Genomic DNA, 23,945 nt, shown 5'->3' on the forward strand with positions numbered 1-23,945 from the left:
CACAAAGGAAATCACCATGAGCATTGAAGTCATTGCGCTGTCCGACTACGTGGGCGCCGAAATCAAGGGTGTCGACCTGAGCAGGCCGTTGCCGCCCGATGTCGCTGCGGCGATCCAGTCGGCCTATCGGAAACATCACCTGCTGATGATCCGTCAGCCCGGTCTGACCGAGGAGGATCAGATTCGCCTGTCCCGCCTGTTCGGCGAACTGCTCGTGCGTAACAGCTACGACGGCTCGCATGGCAAGGAAGCGCACTACATTTCCAACAATCGACCCGATGGCGTACTGCCTGTCGGTGAAATCGAATTCCATCACGACCAGCTCTTTTACGAGAAGCCGCTAAAGACAGCGCTTTTGTATGCGATCGAGGTACCGACCTCTGGCAGCCGTACGCGCTTCAGAAACATGAGCGCGATGCTCGAGAAGCTGCCACCGGCACTGCGCGCCCGCGCCGAAGCGGTCCAGTGCGAGCACTTCTTCAACTACGACGACAACTACACGGCGCGTCAGGATCCGACCAAGGATTCACCCCGCGCGCAGCGTGCATGGCATCCCTTCGTATGGCGCGACGAGCGCACGGAACAACAGGCGCTCTGGATGGTTCGCATCAGCACGGTGGGTTATCGCGGCGTGTCCCACGAGGAAGGTGAAGCGCTGCTCGAGGAACTCTGGCGGATCGCCGAAGAGACTCCGGAAATCAACTACATCCATCAATGGCAGCCGGGAGACATGATCATCTGGAACAACCTGACGCTCGCGCATGCCCGCCTGCCCTTTCTTTCCAGCGAGCCGCGCACGTTGCGGCGCACATCGGCCATCTGAAGGGGACCGCGGCATGAGTGAGATTCTGATGTGGGGAGCGGGTGCGATCGGTGGATCGATCGGCGCTTACCTCAAGCGTGCGGGACACGACGTGACATTTGTCGACGTCACCACCGAGCACGTGGTGGCGATGAACGACCCCGAACGCGGCCTGCGCGTCAGCACGTCCGGCGAGGAATTCGCGGTGTCCGCTCCGGCCTTCCTACCCGGCGAACTGACGGGCCAGTGGCGCTACGCGTGTCTCGCGGTCAAGGGCCAACACACGGAGGCCGCCGCCACTGCGCTGCGCGCCCATCTCGCAGAAGACGGCTGCGTCGTGTCGCTGCAAAACGGCCTTCTCGCGCCCGTGGTCGAGCGCTCGCTGGGAGGACAGCGCACGCTCGCCGCTTCCGTCAACGTTGCGGCCGACATGCTGGCGCCTGGACATATCCGGCTGGGCGCGAAAGGTACCTTGATGATCGGCGAGTTCAGCGGCGGCGTCAGTGAGCGGGCGCGTGAGCTCGCGCAAATCCTGCGTGACTTCGATCCGACGATCGAAGCTACCGCGGACATCTGGTCCTATGTCTGGAGCAAGCTCGGCTTTGCGTTGATGCTCACCGCACAGGCGCTCGGGCAGCGGCCGATCATCGAGTGCTTCCGGGAACCCGAACTGCTGCCGCTGTGGCGCGCGCTCGGCACGGAAATCGCAGCGCTCGCCGCAGCGCAGGGAATTCATCCGCACGCGTTCGACGGCTACGATCCTGACGCCTTTTCGATCCATGTGCCCGAGGCGGCCACCATCGCGAGCATCGAAGCCATGGTGACCTTCTTGCGCACCAACACGAAAACGCATTCGGGAATCTGGCGCGATCTGGCAGTGCATCGCCGGCGCACGGAAATACACCATCAGTTGGGGCCGCTGCTCGAACTGGGTGTGCGCCATCAGATTCCCTGCACCACCATCAGACGGCTGATCGACGCCATCGCCGACATCGAGGAAGGCCGCTGCCAGCAGACCGACGACAACCTGATCACACTCGTGCGCCGCTAAGACGTTCGCGACGCTGTACTGAACTCTTCTGGGGGAATGATGGCCATTGACGACGAAAACGCCGCGCTGACGACCCGACGCATGCGCGTGCGACTGATTGCAGCCGGAACGATCGGCAACCTGCTCGAGTTCTATGACTTCACGCTTTTCGCCATTTTCGCCGTGACGCTGTCGCCGGTCTTTTTCCCAACCCACGACGCGACGGTTTCCCTGCTGCTCACGGTCGGCGTGTTCGCTGTCGGTGCCGTAGCCAGACCACTTGGCGCGATCGTTATCGGCTCCTATGCAGATCGCGTGGGCCGGCGTTCGGCGTTAAGCCTCACGGTCGGGTTGATGGCGGCGGCCACGGGATTCATCGGCATCCTTCCGGCCTACGCGACGATCGGCTGGGTCGCGCCCCTGCTGGTGGTACTGGCGAGACTCGTGCAAGGCTTTGCCGCGGGCGGCGAACTGGGCAGTTCCGTGACGTTTCTTGCCGAGCATGCGCCCGCGCGCCATCGGGCGTTTTATATCAGCTGGATCAACGCCGGCAGTATCGCGGCGGGTTTGCTGTCGGCCCTGATTGGCTGGTTGATGACGAAGTTTCTCGCCGACACGCAAATAGCGGCATGGGGATGGCGGATTCCGTTCCTGCTGGGCACGATCCTGGGGCCGGTCGGCATGTATATCCGTGCGCGTCTGCCGGAAACGCCCACCTTCAGGAAAGTCGTCGAACCTGTGTCGAAGAAGACATCGCCATTACGCGCGGCGTTCGCTTCCGACTGGCGCCTGATTCTCGCCGTTGCAGGGTCGATCGTGCCGACCAGCGTATTCGCGTACGTGCTGTTGAATTACATGCCCACTTTCGCCAGCCGGCAACTCGGCATCCCACTGCACGACGCCTATCGCGCAAGCTTCGTGGGGTGCGCCGTCGTGATCGGCTTGATGCCGGTGTTCGGCGCACTCGCCGATCGCATAGGCCGCAAGCTGCCGATGTATATCGCCGGCATCCTGCTCGCCGTCTCGATCGTGCCGCTCTACCTGTATCTGTCGACGGCCAGAAGCGTCGCTGCGTTGACGATCGTGCAGATCGTGCTCGCCGTCATCGGCTCGCTCTATGCCAGCGCGTCGACCGCACTGAGCAGCGAAATGTTCCCGAGCAGAATCCGCTCGACCGCGATCTCGGTCGTCTACACCGGGTCGATCGTCTTGTTCGGCACGTTTGCCCCGTTCACCGTCACCTGGTTGATCTGGGTGACGGGCAGCTCGCTTGCACCTGCGTTTTATGTCGCCGGCAGCGCGCTGATCGGCGTCGTGTGCACCACGCGGCTGAAAGATCGTACCGGCATGCCGATCGAGTTCGCGGACGATCCGGGCGCCGCGTCCGACCAGACGAATCACCGGATCGACGCCAGCGCCAATCGAAGCGTCGCCGCATCGAAGTAAGTCAGCCGCACCCGCCGCACCAGCAATATCGCGCAATTCGTCCGCACCTTCGAGTGCGGATTCATGAGACAGGTGGCGAGGCAACCGCCCGCCACCCGACCACCCGGCCGCGCCGTTCCACATGCAAACAATCTCAGGGATAAAAATGAAGCCGATATATTCAGTAGTTCTTATTTCATCATTGGGCGCTGTGACGACGGCTCATGCCCAGAGCAGCGTCTTGCTGTACGGCATCGTCTCCACCGGGCTGACCTACACGAACAACCAACGCGGTCACGCCAACCTGCAGCTCCTCCCAGGCACCATTCAGGCCAATCGCTGGGGCGTCAGAGGGCGGGAAGATCTGGGCGGCGGCTTCGCCACCGTGTTTGTTCTCGAAAACGGCTTCAGTTCGACAGACGGCACGCTGCAGCAGGGAGGGCGGGAATTCGGCCGGCAGGCCTATGTGGGTATCACCAGTGACCGGTTCGGCGCCATCACGCTGGGTCGCCAGTACGATTCAGTTCCGACGACGCTCGGCGCATTCGAATCGGTCGCCCAGTTCGCGGCAAACGGTACGCACGTTGGCGACCCCGACAATGGCTTCAATTCTTTCCGCATCAATAACTCGATCAAATATACGAGCATCGACTACTCGGGCCTATCGTTCAACCTGCTCTATGGCGCCAGCAACGCAGCCGGGGCGTTCGCCAACAACCGAACCTTCAGTGCCGGTGTCACCTACAGCGCGGGGCCGCTGCAGTTGGGCATCGCCTATCTGAACAACGACAACCCGGGCAGCGCGAGCAATACCGGCGGTGCGGCATCGGGCGATTACGCCGGGATGTTTAAAACGAGTCTGGCGAACCCAGCGGCCGGGGTCGCACAGCAGCGCGTGTTTGGCGCGGGCGCTGCCTACACGATCGGGAACGCGCAGATCAACCTGCTCTACACGGACTCCTTTTTCCGCTATACAGACGCTACTTCGCTGCGCATCGACAACTACGAGATCAACGCCGACTACCGGATCACGCCGGCTACGCTCGTCGGCGCCGCCTATATCTACACGAACGGCGAGTATCACCCGCAGCAAAAACAGCCGAAGTGGGACCAGTTCAACGTGGGGATCGATACGTCTCTGTCGAAGCGAACTGACGTGTCGCTTGTCGGCATCTATCAACTTGCGGCGGGAGACGCCACGGTCGCCAACATCTACACGTTGCCGGCTTCAAGTACAAAACGGCAGCTCGAGATCACGGTCGGGATACGGCATAAGTTCTGACGCCGTTCATCACTGTTCACGGCGGGCGGCGGTGCGACACGCCGCCTGTCAGCGGCATGCCGCGGCGACGGCCGAGGAAATCATCGCCGCCTCGGCTTCTCCATGCTCATTCGCGGTCGTGTCGAGCAGGAAACGGTGCAAAAGACTCGCCGATGGGGCCATCGGCGCTTCCGTGTTCCATATCAGGTCCACGCGCTCGCGCCCAGCCAGTTGCGGCGCGCACAACACCTTCACGAGGGACTTTCGCATCAGTTGCTGTCCCGTAGTGTGGCGCACCAGCGTTAGATACTGGCTGTCCTGCACGATCGTGACTGCCATCAGAAAAGAATTGACTTCGATGACATCCGTTGGATACGACAGACGCCGTTCGATGATCATCGCGTCGAAATACGAGCGCGGCGGCGAGCCGCGCGCCACCAGGCACCATGGTTGATCCAGCAGCTCCGGCCAGTCGAGATGCTTTTCCCGAGCGAGCGGGTGAGCGGGATGTCCGATCACGACGGTCGAATCCGCGAGCACCTGAACGCGCTCGAATTCCGGGTGGAGTTCCGGCTGCTCCATCGCCGCGACCACGAACGAGATCTCATTCTTCGCCAGCCGGTCCAGCAGGGTCGGCACCGGCTGATCCAGCAATTTGATCGTCACGTGCGGGTATTGCGCCTTGAACCGGGTGAGCGCTTTCGCGACAACAGGCTGAGCGGCGATTGAACGCAGGCCGATATGCACGGTGCCGACCACGCCCCCCTGCATCAGCACGAAGTCCTCGCTGGCGGCCTCCAGTTCACCGAGTATCTTGCGGGCCGCTTCGACGAGGCGCTGGCCGAGCGGGGTTGCCTCGGTCTGCTTGCCGCGTCGCACGAAAATCGGCGCGCCGATCGCGGCCTCGATTTCTGCACGCGCCTTCGACACAGCCGGCTGACTGATGCAAAGACGCTGCGCCGCAGCACTGGCCGTACGGGCCTCATTCAGCACGAGCAGCAAGCGAAGTTGACGCAGGGTGATACGGTCGCGCATAAAGGTCATGGCGGATGCCACACTCACCTGCCCTTGAGCGGCTGGACCCGGCTTTGGCGAAACCACGAAGCTTTGATTGCCGTTTTCGCTTGGTCGCATACTGTCCCCTGTCCGCAAATGATGCCGCGCATGTGCTGAGCAGGCACCCACACATCGCAAGGATGCCTATGTATATCGCAGGTCGCCCCGCTTAATGTAGCCGGTCAAAAAAGAACAGAGGCATAGTCTCAACCGCTACCCACTTTCACACGTGAGTTCGTTTGAAAGGAAAGGTCGCTTCGAACCAGAAGCGATTTCCCTCGACCCGGTTACGTCAGCATCTGTTCCGCAGATGCCACATCCAGGATCATCCTGGCCCACCTCGCCAGCGGGCAACTCAAGGACCTCCATGTCCGGCATGCAGTCGAGATTGTGCAGGCCGAACCGGGATCGGACTGGCAGACCTTCCGCCAGACGACTGCGAAAGGCTGGTCAAACAGGTACTAACCGCCGCGGAGACGATTTCCAGCGAAATGACCCGCCTGACCGATGCCCTGCGGGAGCGAGAGGAGACCATGCGGTCTCCTGAGCCGGGGCTTACAACATGATGTTGATGACCTTGGTTTCCGTATAGCTCAGCATTTCGTCGAGACTCTCTTCACGTCCGACGCCGGAGTTCTTGTAACCTCCGAACGGCACCGCCCTGAAATGCGTACCCACGCCGTTGATCCAGATATATCCCGTGCGGACCTGGCGCGCAGTCTGCATGGCCGCACCGATGTCGCGGGTCCAGATTGACGCCGTTAGTCCGTATTCAACTGAATTGGCAATCTCGAGCGCTTGCTGAACATCGCTCCAGCGCATGATTGACAGGATCGGCCCGAAGACCTCTTCCTGCGCAATCCGCATGTCCGGTGTCACATCCGCGAACACGGTTGGCTCGATCCAGTAACCCCGCCGGAATTCGTCGCCGTCCGGCCGACGCCCGCCATGCACCAGTCGCGCACCGTCGGCCTTCGCGACGTCCACGTAATGGCAAACCTTCTCATACTGGCCCTTCGAATTGATCGGCCCCATCGTCGACGTTTCGAGCGCCGGATTGCCGAGCCGGATTTGCTTCACGCGGGAGACGACATCCTCGACAAATTCGTCATAAAGACTGTCGTGCACGAGCAGCCTGCTGGTCGAGCCGCATGACTGGCCCTGCCATGCGAAATTCATTCCGCGCACCGCGGCGTCCTTGGCTCGCTCGATATCCGCGTCCGGAAACACGATCATCGGATTCTTGCCGCCCAGTTCGAGCGAGATGTGCTTCACGCACACGTCGGCCGCAGACTTCTGAATTTGACGGGCGGTACCGGGCGAGCCGATAAACGCAATCCGCTTGATCTCCGGATGACGTGCAATGGCGTCCCCAGCATCGCGACCGAGCCCGGTGACGATGTTCATCACGCCTCGCGGTAACACCTGTTGGCAGATTTCAGCGAAGATCGTCGCGGAAAGCGGGCTCGTCTCGGGCGGCTTGGCTACGACGGCGTTGCCCGCCATCAGCGCGGCGGCGGTACGAGCGGCCACGAACATGATTGGATGATTGAACGGCACGATCCGGCCCACCACGCCAAACGGCTCGCGAACAGTCATGTGGAGATTGCCCGGCGTCGCCGGAATCGTCTCTCCCTTCAGTTCATAGCCGAGCCCCGCATAGTGATTGAGCGACCAGACCGCCGCATCGACATCTCCCTTCAGCGCATTGACGGTGTTGCCGGTATCGGCCACTTCCACCGCAAGGACCTCCTCCGAGCGCGCCTTGAGCTGTCTTGCCACCTCCCGCAGCGCCTCGGCACGACCTTCCACGCCCAGCGCGCTCCATGCGGGCCATGCCCGTGACGCCGCCCTGGCAGCCGCATCAACGTCCGCAGCTCCGCCGGCCGGCGTGTAACCGATGACCTCTTCAGTTGCGGGATTCACGGACGGAAGCCACTCTCCCGATTGGGCCGCCGTCAGTTCTCCGTCAATCAGCATCAGCCGTTTGTTGTCCTCGCCTAACTTCATCGTCTGCTCCGTTGCTTGCTAATAAAGCCATCCCTGGCTAACTGTTCCACGCCATCTCGTCTGCTGCAAAACCCGCTTCGGCGTACGGTGGACGGGCCCGGCATCACGACGCGCGATGGCTCGTCGAGATGCCACATGATCGCTCATATTGATACATACGTGATAACCATAGTTACGCTTTTATCTTATTTAGATACAAATTAACATATGTTTTAAAAAATAGAGCACCTTCCCTCACCCTCGTCGATCGCGTCGACTTGCCGTCCCGGGCCGGGGAACACGTACCAATCAATCACTGGAGACATCATGCAACCCGCCACCCTCGATGTTCAGGCGTTCATTAACCAGCACCCGTTTTCGAGACTGCAGTGGCGGATTCTTCTTCTGTGCTTCCTCGTGGTCGCCGTCGACGGGCTGAACACCGCATCGGTGGGTTTCATTGCGCCGGCCCTTGCCGCTCACTGGCACGTCTCGAAAGCCGCGCTCGCGCCGGTCATGAGCGCGGCCCTGTTCGGCCTCGCGATTGGCGCACTGACCGCAGGTCCGATGGCCGACCGGTATGGACGTAAGTCCGTGATCGTCGTGTCGGTCCTGACGTTCGGCCTGAGTAGCCTGTTTGCCTCTCAGGCTGGCTCGCTTTCGGAGATGGTGGCGCTGCGTTTTGTGGCCGGGCTAGGACTTGGCGCGGCAATGCCCAACACCAGCACGCTGATGACCGAGTACAGCCCCATGTCGCGCCGCTCGCTATTCGGTACGCTAATGCTGTGCGGATTTACGCTGGGTTCCGCTTCCGCCGGCTTTCTTTCGTCGCTACTGATTCCCGCGTTCGGATGGCGCAGCGTGCTGCTTGCCGGCGGGATCCTGCCGACCGTGCTCAGCATCGTGCTGATCGTTCTGCTGCCGGAGTCGGCACGCTTTCTCGTGGTCCAGCGTGCGCCCGCAGCCCGGATCGCGGCAATCCTGCGGAAAATCGCACCGCTTGCGAAACTCGATGACGTGATCTTTTGTGTCCCCGAAGGAACCCAGAACGGTCGCTCCTCCGTTCGCGCACTGTTCGCGCCGCAATATTCATTGGGCACGCTGCTGTTGTGGATGACTAACTTCTTTGGTCAGGTCGTCGTCTACCTGTTGACGGGCTGGCTCCCCACGCTCATGAGGGATGCGGGTATCCCGATCGAATCGGCGGCGCTGGTAACCGCGATGTTCATGTTTGGCGGGACCTTCGGCGCGGTGTTTCTCGGCTGGCTGATGGACAGGACCAACCGGTACCTGGTAATCGCCGTATCGTACGGCACCGCCGTCGCCTTCATTGTTCCCATCGGTTCACATCAGGACGGCCTTGTCCTGCTGAAGGCTCTGGTATTCGGCGCCGGGTTCGCGATGGGCGCGCAAGCCGCGCTGTCAGTGCTTGCGTCCCAGCTTTACGAAACGCCGTGCCGTGCCACGGGCGTGAGCTGGATGCTAGGCATCGGCCGGCTCGGCGGCATTGTGGGCGCATCGATCGGTGGCGTCCTGCTCACGGCCGGCTGGGATTTCCGGCTGATCTTCACCAGCCTTGCTGCTCCCACAGCGCTCGCGGCCGCTGCCATCGGCGCAATGGGAATCTATGTCGGGAAACTTGCGGCACCGGTTGCCAAAACAGGGGCCGCGGCCGTGCAGGGGGAAACCACCCGTCGACAATCCTGGTCAGGACAACGTGACAACGGCTAACCCCGCCCGCTTACGGGCGGGCTTCCTCTGTCTCGGCGCTCAGCACCATCTCGATCTCCCGTGCGCCGGTCGAAACCAGTGCAGCAAGACGGGCCATTGTTTTCTGGTCGGTCTGTCCAGAAACGACATAGCTGATACTGCCGACGCCCACTCTGTCCGCAGAGACGATCGCGGCGGCGATACCAGCGAGGCCGGCATCGACCTCGCCACGTGTCACCAGGCTGCCAGCCCTGCGCCATTCCGACAGTATCGACCGGAACGCGGGTAGCGTCTTGCCCAGGCCCGCTTTCGCGATCGCTTTCGTGTGCTTCTCGAAAAGTGCCTTGACCCGCCGCGGCGGCAGGTAAGCAAGCAGCATTTTCGAGGTCGCTCCATAAAAGAGCGGCATCGGCCGGCCACGCTCGTAACTGATCTCCGGCGGGCTACCCGGGGCGTTCACCCGGTGAATGCACAGAACATTGTCGCCAACGGTGCGGCACAGCAGCACGACCGATCCGGACGGCGCATAGGTGGACAGGTCGCTCATGACGGGACGCGCGGCAATCAGCAGTGGGTCGGTCAGTTGCAATTGACGGTCGAGCTGGGTAATCGTGGGCCCCAGGCCATAGCGGCCAGGACGGGTCGTCGCGATCAGCCCCGCTTCATCGAGTGCGGACAGGTAGCGGTAAGCCGTAGCGATCCCAACGTCCAGCGCAGTGGCGACCTGCTCTGCGGTCCATTCCGGATGCTCAACCGTAAACAGCTTTAGAACAGAAAGCGAGCGATCAGATGCGGTCATGGAAGAAATTCAGTGACAGGAATGGGGAAAATTATCTCATTTTGAGAGAATTTCCCCCATCCATGTTAACACTGCAGCCGATATTGATCAAAAATCGGGGATGCTCGAGACACTCGTATGGTGTCGCTGGAGAGCCGCCCCATAAGGCGGCACCGACTCCAGCTATCAGAAACCAGTAGCGGCAGAAATAAGGTATTCCGTTCTTCGGTTGAACCCCGACGACGCTGGCAGGAAGCTGACTGCGCGCTTCCCATCCGCACGACGAGAGCCCTTTCCCTTGCTGGGAAATCCCGCAGTCAATGCGACTGGCCCGCGTCCGCCTTGCGCCGCATGGCGGCCTGCTCCGCCCATAGATCCCAGCAACGGCCAATCTGGCTCGCATTCGCACCTGTGGCCGCCTCAGATTCTGCCGGACTCAGATACTTAACATCGGTACCGAGCGCGATTGCCTGACTCTGGATCCGGGCGTTGACCTCGGTGTACACCGCGCGATATACCGCCTCGCGCAGGTTACGCCCAGCGACAACTGAACCGTGGCCGCGAAGCAGACAGACACTGGCTCCACCGAGCGCGTGCGCCAGATACCGGCCCTTCTCCGCATCGCGGATCAGCAGATCAGTCGTATCGCCGAAACCCTCGCGAATTTCGAAGCGTGTCGTGCCGTACAGGAACGAAGCCATATGAAACACCGGCTGCAGTTCGACTCTCGAAACACCGAACGGAATAACAGAGGCCGAGTGACTATGCACCACCGATGCAACATCTGGCCGGGCGCGATAGATCTCGGCATGAATGAACCGCTCCAGATAGACGCCTCTTCCATTGGCATCGACCGGCTCGCCATTTTCGTCGTGCTCGACGATGTCACCGGCGCGCACGCGTGACGGCGCCATCGAGCGCGACAGCAGGAAATGGTCAGGCTTGTCCGGGTGCCTCACACTGACATGCCCAAACGCATCGACGACGCGTTCGTCGAACAGGATGTGATTGGCGACGACGAGATCGGCAATGGCTCGCTCTAGGTCCGAATCCATGCGCGCCCCCAGGAATTTAGCGTACGTTCACCATGAGGCCAAACACCAGGCATGTCGTGAACACCGACATGGACCAGTTCCGCTGAAAATTCGAGGCAGTTACCGTCCGGGTCCGTGACCATGAAGAACAGGTTGTTACCCGGCCCATGTCGCCCCGGCCCGAAGAAGATCGGCACTTCAGCTTCCGCGAACCGGTCGCCCCAGTCACGTATGTCGTTCCATTCGTTCGTCTCGTAGCAGTGGTGGTCCCAGACGTTCTGGCTGCCCTGGAAGAAAGCCAGCGAATGGTGCTCGTCGTCGGAACGCAGGAAGACCACTATCGCCTTGCCATTGTCGTCCACTACCTCGTCCGAGATCGCAAAACCAACGACATCGGTGTAGAACGCCACCACACGTTCCAGTTCCGTCGTCTGAAACACGGTGTGCTGCAGGCGTCCCGGCAGCCCATCCCGCTGCGGCAACCCGGCCGCCACGCCGAACGACGCGCACCGGCCCTGCGGATCGCGGATCATGAACGCACCAGACTGATACAGGACACTGTCGGTCGGCACGCACTCGACGTCTTGCCCGATCAACCGTTGACGCAACAGCGCGAGATCCTGCGTGGAACCAACCACATAGCACGAACAGGACAGACGCCCACTTCGCGAGCCACTGATTTCCACCGCCCGGTCCGGTCCGGTCAACACGATCCGGTCGTCGCCCGACACGATATCTGCAAGACCGAGTTGCGCGCGATAAAAGGCGGCGAGCCTCTGCGGCTCATCCGACACGATATGCAGGTGATGCAGCCTTGCAGGCGTTGCCTGCTGAAGCGTAGTGACCATGACATTCCTCTCAGGCATGAGACGATGCGGCGGCGGCTTCGGTCCCCTTCGCAGTTCCCGAGGCACGCTCGCCAAAATGATGGATGCCGAGCCGGGCAGCATAGGCCGTCGCGAACTGCGACTGCTCCTCTGCCCTGAATGCGCCGGCGACATAACGATCAGGGCGCAGCAGCAGGATGCGGCCCGCCTGATCGGCAAGTAGAGTCCTGAACGCGTCATTGATGTCGACGACGAACTGGCACGTGCCCTTGCCAGACCCGACAGGAATGGTCGATCCGGCCGGTAGTACGTGTACCCGGGCGCAACGCAGATTGTTCCAGAGCGGATGACCCAGGTCGGCAAGCCGGCTGCCGTTCGCCGGACCATACTGGACGAGTGCGAACCCCTGACCTGCCAGTTCGTCGAGGAGACTCGTCGTCCCATCGACGGCCCGAACCATAGGCTGTGGCAACATGCGCCCCCGGAAACTGCGCTTGCCCAGTCCATCATCCGGGCCCAGCAGCCCTTCGCGAAACCGCGGCTTCGGCTTGAATTTCATCTGCAGGAAGTAGTCGCGCAAAGGCGGGATGTAGCCGGCGAACCTGAAGAACGACTGCCAGAGAAATGCGCTCAGACGCGAAGAAGGCGCCATGACGATGCCGAGATTGAGCGCAAGCCGGATCAATGACCAGGCATGTTCACGACGCTCCATCTCGTAAGTATCGAGCACACGAGCCGGTAATCTCCCGTCCAGCACTGAGGCAAGCTTCCAGCCGAGATTGAACGCGTCCCGCACACCGCTGTTCATGCCCTGTCCCGCATACGGCGGTGTAAGGTGAGCGGCGTCACCGGCGAGAAATACCCTCCCCTCCTGCCAGCGTTCAGCGACCCGCGCGTGGAACGTATAGACCACCTTGCGAATGATGTTCGTCTCCCGGTCGCCCCGGAACGGCATGAGCAGTTTCCGGATCGCTGCGGGTTCCATGATCGCGTCGGCGGACTCATGGGGATGAACCAGAATCTCGAACCGCCGCGTGCGGTGTGGCCCCGGAACGTCGACGACAGCCCGCTTCGCATCGCAATAGACCCGCATCTGCGAGAACGTATCGTCGTCGTCTTCCGTATCGATCACGAGCCAGCGTGACTTGAACGTCGAACCCACCATCTTGATGCCGAGCATTTCCCGGACAGGACTGCGGCCACCATCGCAGGCGACGAGGTACTGTGCGCGGATCTCCATCTTTTCGCCACTGCTGGAGCTCACCTGTGCGACAACGCCCTCTTCGCCCTGGGTAAACGACTCGAGCGTGTGGCCAAATAACACCTGGCCCGATTCGAACCGGCTCAGGCCTTCACGCACCGTCGCTTCAAATAGCGGTTGCCGGAAGGCATTGCGGCGCGGGAAGCCATATTCGCTGACGGTTGGAATCACCCTGCCGAAACAACGTCCACCGTGACGCGTAAAGTAGTGAACGCCGTAACCCAGCACGACGTCCTTCATCACGGCTTCAGCAAGTCCAACCGCTTGCATGGTCCGCAACGATTCATCGTCGATCGAAACGGCACGCGGCTCTGCAATGGTAGAAGGCTTGCGATCCACGAGTGCGAACCGTACGCCGGCACTCCCGAGCACGTTCGAAAGCGTCAACCCTGTCGGCCCACCACCGACGACGAGCACGTCGGTATGAATAATGTTCAATTCCTGCCTCCATCAACATCGACTATCTGTAGCATGACTAAATTCATGCTGCAGACCACCCGCCTGATGACGGGTGCCTCCAGTCTTTTCGCTCTTACCGGGTCTCGTCGACCACGACGTTGCGCAGCGTACCGATACGCGAGATCTCCACCTCGACGACATCGCCTGCCTTCATCCACAGGGGCGGCGTGCGGAACGCACCCACGCCGCCGGTCGTGCCGGTGATGATCACGTCGCCGGGACGCAACTCGGTAAACGTCGAGCAGTATTCGATCAGATGCCCCACGTCGAAGATCAGGTCGTCGGTCTTCGCCTCCTGAACCACGGTGCCGTTCAGGCGCGTGGTCAACGTCAGCTTCGACGGATCGCCCACCTCGTCGGCCGTCACCAGCCACGGACCGAAACCGCCAGTCAACGGGAAATTCTTGCCCGGAATGAACTGGATCGTGTGCTTCTGCCAGTCGCGCACGCTGCCGTCGTTGTAGCAGGAATATCCCGCTATGTAGCCCGCGGCATCTTCACGGCGGACATGCCGCGCCGTCTTGCCGATCACGACCGCCAGCTCACCCTCGAAGTCGAGCTTTTCGGACGCGATGGGACGCACGATCGGACCACCATGCGCAGTCTGCGAATCGGCCCAGCGCGTGAAGATCATCGGATGAACGGGAATCTCCCGACCGGTCTCCTTCACATGCGACAGGTAGTTGATGCCGACGCACAGGATCTTCTCCGGGTCCGGCACGACAGGCAGCAGCGTCACGTCGCCCAGCGCGATACGCTCCGTCGCACCTGCAGCCCATTTCCCGATGGCCGGCAGACTGCCGCTTGCCAGCGCGGCCTTCAACGACCCGCCAACTTCGCCTGCGATGGGCGCCAGATCCACCAGGTAATCACCGTCTACCACGCCAAACGACGTGGTGCCTCGATATTCGAAACTCACCAGCTTCATTTCACGTTCCTCTGGAATTAATGTTGGCAATCATAGCGCAACCACACATCAAGTCAACATTTTTATCTTATTGTGATAATTAGGTGTTTACGATAGCTACTCGAATATCAAATATTCGGCCACGATGCGGTCCGTGACGTGGACAGCCAGGCACACGCCTGAGGCCGACAAGAACATGAAGGAGACACAGATGAAAGCAGCACTGCTGGCGGCGGGCGCGCTATGCCTCGGCACCACAACGGCATACGCACAAAGTTCGGTCACGCTGTACGGCATCGTCGATTCGTACATCGGTATCACCCATGCCACCGGAAAGGGCACGGTCATCGGCATCGATAGCGCCGGGTACTCACAAAGTCGCGTGGGCCTGCGGGTCGCCGAAGACATTGGCGCCGGCTACCACGTCAACGCGGTACTCGAGAATGGCTTCTCGATGTCGCAAGGCTCCGCCGCCGATCCCACGCGCGCATTCAGCAGACAGGCCTGGGTGGGCCTCTCCGGTCCCTTCGGCGAGGTACGCGCGGGACGACAGAACTCGCCGCAGTACATCATGCTGGCACAGCTCGACGCCTTCGTCGGAGCGACCTATGGTTCGATCATCAACAACTCGTCGAATCTCGGCATCCGCTACGACAACTCGATCAGTTACATCTCCCCCAGCGTGTATGGGCTGAAATTTCAGGGCCTTGTCTCGCTGGGCGGACAGGCTTCGCCACACACTGGCAACAACGTCTATGTCGCGATGGTCGACTATGCGCGCGGTCCCTGGTATTTCGGGCTCAACTATGCGGAACAGAAGAGTCAGGATGCGTCCTTCTCGATCCGATCGACCTTTGCCGTCGCGGACTACGACTACGGCCACGGCCGCCTCTATCTGTCGTGGTACCGGGGCGACAACCCCGGTGCCAATCCGGCGGCCAACGTCCGCGGGGTCTACACCAGCATCTACTCGCTCTCCGGCGACTGGCGCATCTCGCCCTCATTGGTGATCGGCGCCGGCGGGGGATGGATCGACCAGAGCGGCACAGGCGCCCATCAGGCATGGCAGGCCAGCGCCATTGCGACCTGTTCCCTGTCGAAACGCACGATGCTGTTCAGCACGCTCGCTTACGTCAGCAACAACAACGGCGGCCTGTTTTCACTCGGTGGCGCCGGGCCGATCACCCGTAACGTGCCCGTTGCCGGAGGCAGCGAGACCGGGTTCCAACTGGGCATTCGCCACATGTTCTAGGTCCGTCTGACGCCATGACAGGACCCGTAACCGTACCAGGAGATTTCATGCACACCACTCACATCACGCCAGACGCCGGCCCGGCACCCCGGTCAGGATCGATACCCACGATCCAGGCCAGACGTGAAGTACACGTGGGTGACGTCATCGACGCACGCCCGATGTCAGCCCTGCAGCGCATGATCGTCGGCCTGTGCATGCTGGTCGCAGTCCTCGATGGCTTCGATACGCAGACCATCGGCTTTCTGGCACCCGCGATCTCGGCCGACCTGTACCTTCCCCTACACCAGTTTGGGCCGGTGTTCACGGCAGGTCTGGTCGGCCTGATGGCCGGCGCCATCCTGTGCGGCACGCTTGCCGACCGTTACGGCCGTAAAAGAGTCCTGATCACAGCCACGATTTCGTTCGGGGCCTTCGCACTCCTGACGGCATATGCCACGACGTTGCCCCAGTTGATGGTCATCCGCTTCCTGACCGGCGTCGGGCTGGGTGGCGCCATGCCGAACATCGTCGCAATCGCCTCCGAGTTCTCGCCTCGCCGCCTCGCCAGAATCTCCGTCACCCTGCTCTTTTGTGGCATGCCGGCAGGTGCGGTGCTGGGCGGGATGGCCAGTGCCGTCCTGCTGCCCCACTTCGGGTGGCATGCGCTGTTCATCGTGGGCGGCGCACTGCCGCTGGCCGTCGCTGCGGCATTGGCGATATGGATGCCCGAATCCGTCCGTTACCTGATCCAGCGCGGCGACGCGGGGCAACAGGTCAACGCGATCATGCGCCGGATTGCACCGGACCTCGATGCGGGCACCGCCGTCGTCGCCGACACGGTGCGAAGCCAGCGCAGCGCGACAATCAGGCAACTGTTCACCGACGGCCGCGCGCCCGCCACGATCCTGCTGTGGATCCCCTACTTTCTCAACCTGATGGTCCTGTATTTCTCGATCAGTTGGCTACCGGCCGTTCTTGTCCTGAACGGGCAGGACGTTTCGATCGGCATCGAAGCCATTACGGCGTTCAGCGTAGGCGGGATCATTGGGTCGGTGGCCCAGGGCAGGTTGATGAACCGGTTTGGCGTGACGCCCGTACTCTGCACCGAGTTCGTCGTCTACATGGCATTCGTCGCGGCGCTCGCGCTCCTGCCCCTCGACGCCACGCTCATTCTTGCTTGTACGCTGGGCGCCGGCTGTGCCGTGCAGGGCGCACAGGCGGGGCTGAATTCGCTTGCGGCGGAGATCTATCCTGTCGCGATCAGGGCCACCGGAGTCGGATGCGCATTGAGCGTCGGCCGTATAGGCTCGATCATTGGCCCCGTTGCCGGCACCCTGATGCTCGCGCAGCACTGGAATGCCCGTCAGATTTTTCTCGCCGGCATGGTGCCGGGGGCCATCGCCGCGCTTGCCCTGTTGAGCGGGGTGCTATTCCGGGGAAGCGCCCAGAATCAGGATGAGGGACGAAGATAAGGCCGCGAGCGCCGCGGCAGCAGGCGGTCCTGCGCACCTCGATGCCAGATCGAGCTGAATCGATCCGCGATCCTGAGGCGCTTATCCCTGCATGCCGAACGGCAACGAGGGGCCCGACAACGGCCCGTTCCACAGGGCTTCCTTGAATGCAGGATCCAGGTTAAGTGCAATGCTGTCGCCGAACGATTCAACCTGCCACCGGCCAACATAGTCGTTATAGCTCACATGTACCAGTTGCACGGGCGAATAGGCCACCTTGACCCAGTAAGGACCGGCAAGGCCCGGTAGTGTGTCGCGCCAGGCTTGTGCTCCCGCACCTCGCTGGGGTGCTGCAGCAAAGACTGTGTTCATATCCCTCATTTCCACCTCATTTCATTCATCGGAGCGATTGCGCCCTATCTCACCCAGCAAGACATCCCGGCACGCCAGCAACCTCTCCACGATTCGTGGTCGTCCGGCTGCCGCGACACGGACTGCCGGAGCCGGAACGGATACCGCAAAGCGGCCGAGGATGGTATCAACGCCGACAGCAAGGGACACAACGCCGGGCGTCGTTTCGTTGTCGTCGACCGCATAACCGATGCGCCTCACACGCTTCAGTTCCTTCAGTAGTTCGCTGCTGTCCGTCACCCTGGCGTCTGGCAGTTGAAGCAGCATCAACGCCTCCTCGTCCGCACCGAGCGCCAGTAACGCCCTCCCGCCCGCCGTGGTCGCGAGCGGCAGGTTCGCCCCGACACGCGGCACCACACGCAGTTCCTGCTCGGCTACCAGCGCACGCACAGAACAATGATCTCCCGATCAAAATGCCGTCCATCGAACAACCCCTCCAGACCTTTCCGCTTGCTCATCATCGGCCACCAGTTCGTCAAGCTCGCAACTTTAACCCATTCCCCCGAGCCTATTTGCACCAGAACCCAGGTGGGCATCCGAATGCCCACCTGCCGACTTCACGATCAACCAATCCGGCGATCAGTCGTCGTCCCGCATCACCATCTTCTGCGTGCTACCCTTGATCCGCGGATAAGGCTTGCCCCCCATCATGCCCTTCCACAGCACGCGGTTGAACTGATCCGCCGGTACTTCGTCGGCGTCATCGAAATTGAACTTCGCGGTCACCCTGGCCCAGTACGTCGCGTCATGCTTCGGCGCGACGTCTGTGCCGGCCGCAAACTTCGTACCGGCTTCCTCTGTCACCTGGGCCACTTGGGTTGTCTTCAGTACCGTCGAGGCGACGGCTGTGTAATTCCACGAGGCCGAACCATGCACGTCGAACACGTCGGCCATCGGACGCTGGTAGGCGGTGTTGAGGTTCATGTGCTGCGTGCCGAGCACGTCTTCGATCGTGCGCAGCGCATTGACCTGGCTGTAACCCGTCCGAATCACCGCGCCCTGCTTCACGTAGGGGCCGACGATATACGCCGGGCCACGGTGCGAGTCCACGTGGTCAGGACCGTCCTGCACATCGTCTTCGGTGACGACGATCAGCGTGTCGTTCGCGTACGGGCTTTTTGCGACAGCTTCAACCAGGCGGCCGACGGCGAGGTCGTTATCGGCCTGCTGCGTCTCCGGTGTGTTCACGCCCGCGAAGGCGGTGCCGAACGAACCCATGTGATCATGGGACAGGCGCACCAGTGACAGAGTCGGCAGACTGCCGCCCGCGACATACTGGTCGAATTCGCGCTTCCACTCGTTGAAACGCCACTGATCCGGATAGTTCTGGTCGAAGCCGCGGAAGTAAGCGTCAGTCAGCGACGCGAGTTTCGGATCGAGCGGCGCGACCTGGACGACGCCCGCTGCGTGCGGATCCGTCACGGGATTGGCCGCAGTGCCGATGCTGCCGATATTCTTCACGAGGAAGCCGTAATTGCGCACCGTGCCGCCGGCCGCGAGTACTGCGTCGAAGATGTAGCCCTGCTGGTGGCCGAACGGTGCGTCAGACGACGCATGGTTGCCCGTGCCCGTCAGCAGGTTGTCCGTACCACCCGTGGCGCTGGCCGAGTTGTTGCTGTAGTTCGTGGTGCCGCTGGGACCGGCGGCCGCGTCGCGCTGCTGGACCGTCGCCCAGTTGACGGGCACGTTGCGGTTCGCGCCCTCGCTGTCATATGACAGGCCGCGATTGACCGCCGCATAATTCATCTGCTGCGTGAGCGTCTCGGTATTGGTGACTCGGCCCTGCAGCGCCCACGACCAGCCGTCCATGCTGCCGTCGCCGGGGTTCATGAAATTGTCGAGCGTCACGAACTGGCTCGCCAGACGATGGAAGTTCGGCGTGATGGCCCGGCCAAACTGGCTCAGTCGCGGATCGCCGTTGCCGCCGTTGCCGAGATCGCCGAGGATCTGGTCGTACGTGCGGTTTTCCTTGACGATGTAGATCACGTGCTTGATGTGATTGTGCAGGAAGCCCATCACCTCGTTGTCCTGGTCATTGGATTCCGGGCGATAGAAGTTGTTGCGCGCGACCTGCTGCGTGAGCCGCGGCAGGTCGTTGTCCGTCGGCACTGGCGCACTGACCAGCGATGCGCGCTCGAGCTGGAACTGGTATTCGTTCGACGCGCGCGCGGCGGCGGCCTGTGCCGCGGTGCCGCCCGACAGGTGGTCCGGGTTCGGACCGGTCACGCTCTTGCCGTTCACGACATACATCCACGAACCGTCTGCGCTGAACGTCACGTCATGTGGTTCGAACGCGGTTGGGATCAGGCCGGTAACATGAAATGCGCGCGGTCCGCTCAGCGGAATCACCGCGATCTCGTTGGCGCCGGCATTCGTCGCGTACAGCGTGCCGCCGTCGCGCGACAGCGTCACCGAGTAGGTGCCTGCGCCGGTATGTTCCTGACGGTGGTCGAGCACGCCGGCCGGCGCGCGCGCATCGATCTTGGCCACCACGGTATTCGCGTTGGTATTGATCACCGCGACCTGGTCTGCATTGTCCTGCGCGACGTACAGCAGCGACTGCGATGCGTCCAGCGTCATGCCGAGCGCGTTGCCGTCGAGCTTGATGCGCTTGACCAGGCGTCCGTGTGACGGCGACGAGATATCGATTGCGAGGATTTCGCGATCGCGGTCCGACGAGACATAGGCCGTGTTGTTGCCCTTCACGACCACCGCGAACGGATAAGTGCCGCCGACACCGCCCGGCGTGCCCTCGTTGCCGGAGAAGAACGGGCGCAGATCGTGCTCGTAACGCACCGAGTTGGAGGCGGTATCGATCACGCTGATCGAATCGTTGTAGTTATTGGCCACGACGAGCGTCTTGCCGTCGGCCGAAAGCGCGAGACCGCCCGCGTTCGGCTGCACGCCTATCCCTACGCCCTGGCCACTATGGCCGAGCGCGATCGTGGCCGACTGCACCCATGCGCCGCCGTGTTGGCTGTAAACCTGGACGACGTCATCATTGCCGCCCGTCGCATACAGCGTGTTGCCGTCGTGCGAGAACACCAGGCCCACGAACGCATTCGTCTGGTGGATCACCTGCTTGAGCTGCGGCCGGGTTTTGTTCGCGCCCGACACGTCGTACAGGAAGATGTACTGCGTCGAGTTGACCGTGTCGACCGAACCGTCCGCGTTGTACAGCGAGTTCTGGCCCGCGGTGATGATCGCGAGCGTCTTGCCGTCCGGGCTCAACTGCGAACGCACGGCTTCGCCAGCCACGAAATTCGGATGGGCCGGCAGGTCCGGATTCAGATATTGCTGGACCGCGCCACGCACGGCCAGCGGCGTGATCGACTGACCGCTGGGCACGCGTGCGGTGTCGACAGCGCTGAGGTTGTCAGCGTGAGACTGCGCTGCGAGCAGCACGGCCGACATGATGACACCGAGCCGGAGCCCAGTCACGATATTGTGGGTTCTCATTTTCATAGGATTCCTTATTATACAATAGCCATGCCGGACCGACGATCGGTCTGGCATGACAGGAATGACCCGGCACCGTTGCGTCGCCGTACGTCTGCGGAGACATGCCGGAATGTAATTTCTGCATCTGTCGAACAGGACCTGTCGAGCGAACCTCTCATCGGCCATTGGGGCTTGACCGACCAAGCGGTATTAAGTCACTGCCGAATGTCAATAGGATGACGTGTTCTAAGCAAGATTCGATGATTACAGATTGTTGCAACAATGATTGTCATATGACACACGGTCGCTCGCGGTCGTAACGCAACTGGCCGCTCGCGGCTATAGAGCCGTCGTACAGCGAGGACGACCTTGTGAATACTTATCAGACTCGAGTATCAGTCGCCGAGCGCCGATCATTCGCCAGATGGATCCGATCCACTCCGTTCATTTGCTTTTGAGCACACCCGTACCGGCGACCCTGTTCTACGGATTTGCGGTGAACTATTCCACACGTCATCTCGCGGGCGTGAATCCATTCGTTGTGGCCTTTGGCAGTCAAGTGTCTGCTTCAATCCTGCTGGTCCCGCTCGCGCTGTTCTTTTGGCCGAAGCACTCGGTCGCACCGTCGACATGGGCGTGCGTCGCAGCACTGGGCGTGATATGTACTGGCTTTGCGTACGTCTTGTTTTTCAGGCTGGTTGCGCGAGGGAGGCAGATCGGGAGGCAGCAATGACTGCGGTCCATTTCGGTCGACCGCATCACGCTACCGTTGACTGCGCCCCCCTGCTGCCGGATGCGGACACTTTTATCGGTGATCCGCTCTCCGGTCCGTTGGATATCCGGCCAACCGACACCCGGGCCATTTGCCGTCACCCCGTCACGAGGTACGTGCCGTTCCGTGTGGTGACCGGTCGCGAGGCCGCGAATAAAACCCAGGGCTACACGCTGCTCCACCCACTACCTGGAAACCGACACGCGCGGGTTGTTCGGACATTCATGACGACCACACCGCATTACATCGACAACGCTTTGCTATAGGCGCGTTGGTCTTACAGGAGGAAGTACGTCACGGTACAGCCGCCTGCATGCGCGTTCGTCGGATTGAGCTTTCGAAGTCCCATTGTGCGCAAAAAACTTCAGATCGCTCCAGCCAGCCACAGCGCGACGTTGACAGAGTAGCGGTGAGTGTCCCGCAGGGCTTGCTGCTCGGTCTGCATCCCGTTTCCAGGGGGTTCACTCACAAAATTCGGGCAACCAAGTCGTGTGTCCCAGTTGTAGTCGGCAAAATGGTGAAAGGTACTTTGGGCGACTGCGGGGCCTCCCCGGATCGAGGGTTCGAATGCGACCGCAAGATTGAAACTCCTTCCTGTTACTTTGCTTTTGCCCCGTGCGATCACTCGAGCGGGTTCATCGTCAGGAGCGTCAACGGCGCCCTCATGGGGGTGTGCTGGCAGGAACCGGATCGCGCCGCTGGGAGAGTCGGGGTCCGCCAATACTGGATGTGTGGGTCCAACGATCGTGACTTCCTGAAAGTCTCCGTTCGCACCCGAGTGAAAATTGGGCCAGGAGATGTGGGGTGAGAACGGGTCGTCGGTCACACGTCTGGATTGGTCGGGATCTATATTGTGCGTGTGAAAGTGGTGTGCCTTGCCCACCCCGCCCAAACTGCACAGCGAACTGCCCAGATCCATGTGATCCCTCGTGACCAACAGGCCGCGACCCGCCTGTCGGAATCGCGTGATTCCTCCACAGTCCTCGGGGGTAAGACCGTCCCCTTCGTCAACGGCAAACAACCACAACTCGTCGAACTCGGTTTCATCGAGACGGGAAAGAATCGGGTCTGGCTGCCCGAGCCGCTCGCGGTCCCGAGCAACGACGTTGAACGTCACGCGCCCTTCAGAATCTCGATGTGTCCGCAGTAATTCTGCCAGGCGGCTGAACCGCGCAATCGACCAGTTGTCACCGCCAGGCAGGATGGTCGTTTGAAGCAGGATCTGGATGGTATGCATGATGGTCAGTTAGTCACGTCAATCAATCATGGAGCGGAACGAGCCGCCTGGTAGACGTTCCCAGGGTAGCGAAAGGCTCGCGATGCATATCTCCGCGCAAAAGGTATTAAACCTCAGTTCCCGAATGGGACCGTCGGTTCCGTCTCGTTCGTGTCCACCACGAACACCGCGAGGAGCCTGGCCGGCGCGCGGGTCGAGCTGTCCGTCGCACTGCTGGTTCCCGACGCACAGCCATACTCGGTGTTGCTGGTCGAGGTCGACCCCGATTGTGCATTTTGCAGGTCAGATGTGCCCTGAGCATGCGCTACGCTCGCTATAGCACATCATCATCGTAGGCGGGCGCCGCCTGTTGCGGTAGACACGCAAACCGACACACGGTGTTGCCCACCCAGCACCAATCAAAGACAGGCCCAGGCTGCCAGCAGGCGATATCACTGCGCGCGTTGCAACGCGACATTGACGAGGAGATCCTCGGGTGACTTCAGCTGGGGGCGTAATTGCCGTGGCTTCAGCACAGCCTGCGGCGGCCCCGTGGGCGTCGCCGAACTGGGCAGATGGACTCGACCGGCGAGACGGTCAATGGCCGATCGCGTCGGCGTTGAGCGGACCAGCGGGCATCCACGGCTTTCCTTCCGATGCGTGGACCAGCGACCGCTTGCGCGAACTGATACTCGCGCGCTTCGGCGTCAACTACTCTCGTATCGACACGTGGCAGATCGCCACGAACCTCGGGCTTGGCCACCGGCTGACCAGGTCGCACAAACCGGAATCTATGGTCACCCCCGTTTTTGCAACGCTGACTTTTGACTTTGCGGTTGGCTTGCCTAAATCTATCCGGCGTCGTTTTGGAGATATCTCTC

Annotated in this window: 19 protein-coding genes and 2 pseudogenes; 9 read left to right on the forward strand and 12 right to left on the reverse strand. The window is 61.5% G+C overall.

The window, feature by feature from the left end; genetic code table 11:
* Positions 1 to 16: 16 nt before the first annotated feature.
* From P3T16_RS12290 to P3T16_RS12305, 4 genes are all read left to right on the forward strand, one after another.
* On the forward strand, positions 17 to 823 hold the full coding sequence (locus P3T16_RS12290; protein WP_429342503.1) for a TauD/TfdA dioxygenase family protein: 807 nt from the start codon (positions 17 to 19) through the stop codon (positions 821 to 823).
* A 13-nt stretch (positions 824 to 836) separates the two neighbouring features.
* A complete protein-coding gene (locus tag P3T16_RS12295; protein WP_429342504.1) occupies positions 837 to 1,853 on the forward strand; it encodes a ketopantoate reductase family protein in 1,017 nt (338 codons plus the stop codon).
* Between the two features lie 39 nt (positions 1,854 to 1,892).
* On the forward strand, positions 1,893 to 3,278 hold the full coding sequence (locus P3T16_RS12300) for an MFS transporter (RefSeq protein WP_429342505.1): 1,386 nt from the start codon (positions 1,893 to 1,895) through the stop codon (positions 3,276 to 3,278).
* Positions 3,279 to 3,423: 145 nt separating this feature from the next.
* Entirely contained in the window at positions 3,424 to 4,539 is a 1,116-nt protein-coding gene (locus tag P3T16_RS12305) for a porin (protein ID WP_429342530.1), read from the forward strand.
* Positions 4,540 to 4,587: 48 nt separating this feature from the next.
* Here the strand turns inward: P3T16_RS12305 and P3T16_RS12310 are convergent, their stop codons facing one another.
* Both P3T16_RS12310 and P3T16_RS12315 read right to left on the reverse strand, forming a co-directional pair.
* A complete protein-coding gene (locus P3T16_RS12310; RefSeq protein WP_429342506.1) occupies positions 4,588 to 5,562 on the reverse strand; it encodes a LysR family transcriptional regulator in 975 nt (324 codons plus the stop codon).
* Positions 5,563 to 6,129: 567 nt separating this feature from the next.
* Positions 6,130 to 7,584 carry an aldehyde dehydrogenase family protein gene (locus P3T16_RS12315; RefSeq protein ID WP_429342507.1) on the reverse strand — a complete coding sequence of 485 codons (1,455 nt, stop codon included), beginning with the start codon at positions 7,582 to 7,584 and terminating at the stop codon, positions 6,130 to 6,132.
* Between the two features lie 306 nt (positions 7,585 to 7,890).
* Between P3T16_RS12315 and P3T16_RS12320 the strand changes: the two genes are divergently transcribed.
* Positions 7,891 to 9,294: an MFS transporter gene (locus P3T16_RS12320; protein WP_429342508.1), complete on the forward strand. Its 1,404-nt coding sequence runs from the start codon at positions 7,891 to 7,893 to the stop codon at positions 9,292 to 9,294.
* A 10-nt stretch (positions 9,295 to 9,304) separates the two neighbouring features.
* On the opposite strand, the gene P3T16_RS12325 is transcribed toward P3T16_RS12320, so the two are convergent.
* The 5 genes from P3T16_RS12325 to P3T16_RS12345 all read right to left on the reverse strand — a co-directional run bounded on the left by P3T16_RS12325 (position 9,305) and on the right by P3T16_RS12345 (position 14,560).
* Entirely contained in the window at positions 9,305 to 10,072 is a 768-nt protein-coding gene (locus tag P3T16_RS12325) for an IclR family transcriptional regulator (RefSeq protein WP_429342509.1), read from the reverse strand.
* A 296-nt stretch (positions 10,073 to 10,368) separates the two neighbouring features.
* Positions 10,369 to 11,106 carry a class II aldolase/adducin family protein gene (locus tag P3T16_RS12330; RefSeq protein ID WP_429342510.1) on the reverse strand — a complete coding sequence of 246 codons (738 nt, stop codon included), beginning with the start codon at positions 11,104 to 11,106 and terminating at the stop codon, positions 10,369 to 10,371.
* Complete coding sequence (locus P3T16_RS12335) at positions 11,091 to 11,933, reverse strand: VOC family protein (RefSeq protein WP_429342511.1); 843 nt, start codon at positions 11,931 to 11,933, stop codon at positions 11,091 to 11,093. Before P3T16_RS12335 ends, P3T16_RS12330 begins: the two co-directional genes overlap by 16 nt.
* Before the next feature lie 10 nt (positions 11,934 to 11,943).
* Entirely contained in the window at positions 11,944 to 13,611 is a 1,668-nt protein-coding gene (locus P3T16_RS12340; protein WP_429342512.1) for a bifunctional 3-(3-hydroxy-phenyl)propionate/3-hydroxycinnamic acid hydroxylase, read from the reverse strand.
* Positions 13,612 to 13,705: 94 nt separating this feature from the next.
* Positions 13,706 to 14,560 (reverse strand): fumarylacetoacetate hydrolase family protein, encoded by an 855-nt coding sequence (locus tag P3T16_RS12345; protein WP_429342513.1) that lies wholly within the window; start codon positions 14,558 to 14,560, stop codon positions 13,706 to 13,708.
* Between the two features lie 190 nt (positions 14,561 to 14,750).
* Between P3T16_RS12345 and P3T16_RS12350 the strand changes: the two genes are divergently transcribed.
* A complete protein-coding gene (locus P3T16_RS12350; protein ID WP_429342514.1) occupies positions 14,751 to 15,791 on the forward strand; it encodes a porin in 1,041 nt (346 codons plus the stop codon).
* A 47-nt stretch (positions 15,792 to 15,838) separates the two neighbouring features.
* Positions 15,839 to 17,245 (forward strand): MFS transporter, encoded by a 1,407-nt coding sequence (locus P3T16_RS12355; RefSeq protein WP_429342515.1) that lies wholly within the window; start codon positions 15,839 to 15,841, stop codon positions 17,243 to 17,245.
* Between the two features lie 81 nt (positions 17,246 to 17,326).
* On the opposite strand, the gene P3T16_RS12360 is transcribed toward P3T16_RS12355, so the two are convergent.
* The 4 genes and pseudogenes from P3T16_RS12360 to P3T16_RS12375 form a co-directional block, all read right to left on the reverse strand.
* Positions 17,327 to 17,596: a hypothetical protein gene (locus P3T16_RS12360; RefSeq protein WP_429342516.1), complete on the reverse strand. Its 270-nt coding sequence runs from the start codon at positions 17,594 to 17,596 to the stop codon at positions 17,327 to 17,329.
* Between the two features lie 21 nt (positions 17,597 to 17,617).
* The gene (locus P3T16_RS12365; RefSeq protein WP_429342517.1) at positions 17,618 to 18,025 is read right to left on the reverse strand and encodes an IclR family transcriptional regulator domain-containing protein; all 408 of its coding nucleotides are present in this window, start codon (positions 18,023 to 18,025) and stop codon (positions 17,618 to 17,620) included.
* A pseudogene (locus tag P3T16_RS12370) lies at positions 18,013 to 18,093 on the reverse strand (IS6 family transposase); the annotation flags it as partial. The gene P3T16_RS12365 and the pseudogene P3T16_RS12370, both read right to left, overlap by 13 nt.
* A gap of 121 nt (positions 18,094 to 18,214) precedes the next feature.
* Complete coding sequence (locus P3T16_RS12375; protein WP_429342518.1) at positions 18,215 to 21,094, reverse strand: beta-propeller fold lactonase family protein; 2,880 nt, start codon at positions 21,092 to 21,094, stop codon at positions 18,215 to 18,217.
* Positions 21,095 to 21,500: 406 nt separating this feature from the next.
* Here P3T16_RS12375 and P3T16_RS12380 point away from each other — a divergent pair, with 406 nt between their 5' ends.
* Entirely contained in the window at positions 21,501 to 21,809 is a 309-nt protein-coding gene (locus P3T16_RS12380; RefSeq protein ID WP_429342519.1) for an EamA family transporter, read from the forward strand.
* A 403-nt stretch (positions 21,810 to 22,212) separates the two neighbouring features.
* On the opposite strand, the gene P3T16_RS12385 is transcribed toward P3T16_RS12380, so the two are convergent.
* Positions 22,213 to 23,085: a hypothetical protein gene (locus P3T16_RS12385; RefSeq protein WP_429342520.1), complete on the reverse strand. Its 873-nt coding sequence runs from the start codon at positions 23,083 to 23,085 to the stop codon at positions 22,213 to 22,215.
* Positions 23,086 to 23,683: 598 nt separating this feature from the next.
* On the opposite strand from P3T16_RS12385, the pseudogene P3T16_RS12390 reads away from it, so the two are divergent.
* Positions 23,684 to 23,945: pseudogene (locus tag P3T16_RS12390) on the forward strand (hypothetical protein); the annotation flags it as partial.

Origin of the sequence: Paraburkholderia sp. GAS42 (genome assembly GCF_050436565.1) — a bacterium.
GTDB lineage: Bacteria > Pseudomonadota > Gammaproteobacteria > Burkholderiales > Burkholderiaceae > Paraburkholderia.

Bases quoted from the DNA above. Each gene is read 5' to 3' on its own strand.
- P3T16_RS12315 (WP_429342507.1), bottom strand. From the start codon at position 7,584: ATGAAGTTAGGCGAGGACAACAAACGGCTGATGCTGATTGACGGAGAA.
- P3T16_RS12355 (WP_429342515.1), top strand. From the start codon at position 15,839: ATGCACACCACTCACATCACGCCAGACGCCGGCCCGGCACCCCGGTCA.
- P3T16_RS12305 (WP_429342530.1), top strand. From the start codon at position 3,424: ATGAAGCCGATATATTCAGTAGTTCTTATTTCATCATTGGGCGCTGTG.
- P3T16_RS12290 (WP_429342503.1), top strand. From the start codon at position 17: ATGAGCATTGAAGTCATTGCGCTGTCCGACTACGTGGGCGCCGAAATC.
- P3T16_RS12385 (WP_429342520.1), bottom strand. From the start codon at position 23,085: ATGCATACCATCCAGATCCTGCTTCAAACGACCATCCTGCCTGGCGGT.
- P3T16_RS12335 (WP_429342511.1), bottom strand. From the start codon at position 11,933: ATGGTCACTACGCTTCAGCAGGCAACGCCTGCAAGGCTGCATCACCTG.
- P3T16_RS12350 (WP_429342514.1), top strand. From the start codon at position 14,751: ATGAAAGCAGCACTGCTGGCGGCGGGCGCGCTATGCCTCGGCACCACA.
- P3T16_RS12300 (WP_429342505.1), top strand. From the start codon at position 1,893: ATGGCCATTGACGACGAAAACGCCGCGCTGACGACCCGACGCATGCGC.
- P3T16_RS12295 (WP_429342504.1), top strand. From the start codon at position 837: ATGAGTGAGATTCTGATGTGGGGAGCGGGTGCGATCGGTGGATCGATC.
- P3T16_RS12375 (WP_429342518.1), bottom strand. From the start codon at position 21,094: ATGAGAACCCACAATATCGTGACTGGGCTCCGGCTCGGTGTCATCATG.
- P3T16_RS12330 (WP_429342510.1), bottom strand. From the start codon at position 11,106: ATGGATTCGGACCTAGAGCGAGCCATTGCCGATCTCGTCGTCGCCAAT.
- P3T16_RS12360 (WP_429342516.1), bottom strand. From the start codon at position 17,596: ATGAACACAGTCTTTGCTGCAGCACCCCAGCGAGGTGCGGGAGCACAA.
- P3T16_RS12345 (WP_429342513.1), bottom strand. From the start codon at position 14,560: ATGAAGCTGGTGAGTTTCGAATATCGAGGCACCACGTCGTTTGGCGTG.
- P3T16_RS12380 (WP_429342519.1), top strand. From the start codon at position 21,501: ATGGATCCGATCCACTCCGTTCATTTGCTTTTGAGCACACCCGTACCG.
- P3T16_RS12320 (WP_429342508.1), top strand. From the start codon at position 7,891: ATGCAACCCGCCACCCTCGATGTTCAGGCGTTCATTAACCAGCACCCG.
- P3T16_RS12310 (WP_429342506.1), bottom strand. From the start codon at position 5,562: ATGACCTTTATGCGCGACCGTATCACCCTGCGTCAACTTCGCTTGCTG.
- P3T16_RS12325 (WP_429342509.1), bottom strand. From the start codon at position 10,072: ATGACCGCATCTGATCGCTCGCTTTCTGTTCTAAAGCTGTTTACGGTT.